We start from the raw sequence: 1,530 nt of genomic DNA on the forward strand, positions 1-1,530 counted from the left end.
AAAGAGCGTTTTGTCCCAACAGGGGTGTTTGGCAGCCGTTTGGTTAGCGGAGTGAGCTGGGAGTGCTGAGGGCTGGGTCTATATCCGTGACGTGAGAGACGGCTGACGCCATTGCCGGGCAGCTTTCCGCCCGTTCGCTCCTGTCTGATCCCAAGGCGCCCCCACCCACCCCTGTTTGCGCCCTGTGGCTGTGTGCCTGCCGACGGGACTATCGAAACATGTCTCGACAGCGGCCGTATCCGAGTGACCTGTCCGATGCCCGATGGGAACTACTCGAGCCCATTCTGTCGACCTGGCGGGCCGAGCGGCGAGGCAAGGGCCTGGACATCGGGCGGCCGCCCGAGCATGACCTGCGCCGGATCATGGACGCGGTCTTGTATGTGGACCGGACCGGGATCCCCTGGCGCTACCTTCCCCACGACTTCGCGCCATGGGAAACCGTCTACGGATACTTCGCTGCCTGGCAGAAGGACGGAGTCTTCGACCAGCTCAACGGCCTGCTCCGCCGACTTGTCCGGGAGGCCACAGGCCGGGACGCCGAACCGAGCGCATGCGTGCTGGACGCCCAGAGCGTCAAGACGTCCGCCAACGTCCCGGCCGCCGGCCAGGGCATCGACGCGGGCAAGAAGATCGCAGGACGCAAGCGCCACATCGGCGTCGACACCCTCGGCCTCCTCCTCGCGGTCTGGGTCACCGCGGCCAGCGTCTCCGACAACGCCGGCGGCATCCACCTGCTCTCGCACATTGCCAAGGCCCACCCCAGGATCACCAAGGCGTGGGCCGACACCGGCTACCGGACCAAGGCCATCGACCACGGCGCCGCCCTCGGCATCGACGTCGAGGTCACCCGCCGCGACCCGGGCCAGAAGGGATTCAAGGTCATCCCGCGGCGCTGGGTCGTCGAGCGGACCTTCGGCTGGCTCATGAACCACCGCCGCCTCGCCCGCGACTACGAAACCCACCCGCACCGCTCCGAAGCGATGATCCACCTCGCGATGATCGACTTGATGAGCCGCAGGCTCACACGAGAGTCGACTCCGAACTGGAAGGACTCATAGCCGCCGGGCCACGCTGACCCGCGCTTCCTCGCCCCTCATTGCCTGCGGCCAGCGGGCATCGATGACACCCGCCGCTTCCCGGCAGGCGCCACAGGCGTTCCCCCGCTCCGGCAGCCACCAGTGATCGGACGGCGACATGCCAGCTTCCTGGATTCCGCACAGCGTTCTGTCGAAGATGCCGAAGGCGTGGGAGACCTCGGCGGGAAGGCCGTCCGCGACGGCCTTCTCCCAGCGCATTTCCACTGGCAAGTAGGGCGGCCGCGAGACCTCGAACCACTCACCACCCACATGGGTGGCGGCGTGGCACCAGGAACAGGACCAGATCTCCTCTCCCCACACAGTCGGCGGCGCCGGCCATCGCCACATAGCCCGTCCACACACATCGCACTCCACGAGCGGATCTTCACACGCCTCCTCGCGCGACCCCAACCCGCGAATTACCAAACACCCCCGCCGGGACAAAACGCTCTTT

2 protein-coding genes are annotated in these 1,530 nt (G+C 66.9%); one reads left to right on the forward strand and one right to left on the reverse strand.

Going from position 1 to position 1,530, the window contains the following annotated elements; translation table 11 throughout:
* The first annotated feature begins 218 nt into the window (after window positions 1-218).
* Window positions 219-1,058, forward strand: coding sequence for an IS5 family transposase (locus tag ACFCZ1_RS38495; RefSeq protein WP_376682911.1), 840 nt, complete (start codon window positions 219-221; stop codon window positions 1,056-1,058).
* Here ACFCZ1_RS38495 and ACFCZ1_RS38500 read toward each other — a convergent pair.
* Window positions 1,053-1,530, reverse strand: a 478-nt coding sequence (locus ACFCZ1_RS38500; protein WP_376682912.1) for a hypothetical protein, incomplete at its 5' end; no start/stop codon positions are given. The genes ACFCZ1_RS38495 and ACFCZ1_RS38500 overlap by 6 nt on opposite strands.

The sequence above is a fragment of the Streptomyces sp. NPDC056224 genome, from assembly GCF_042267665.1.
Lineage (GTDB): Bacteria > Actinomycetota > Actinomycetes > Streptomycetales > Streptomycetaceae > Streptomyces.

Excerpts from the sequence above, each read along its gene's own strand:
- ACFCZ1_RS38495 (WP_376682911.1), top strand. The coding sequence starts at position 219 with ATGTCTCGACAGCGGCCGTATCCGAGTGACCTGTCCGATGCCCGATGG.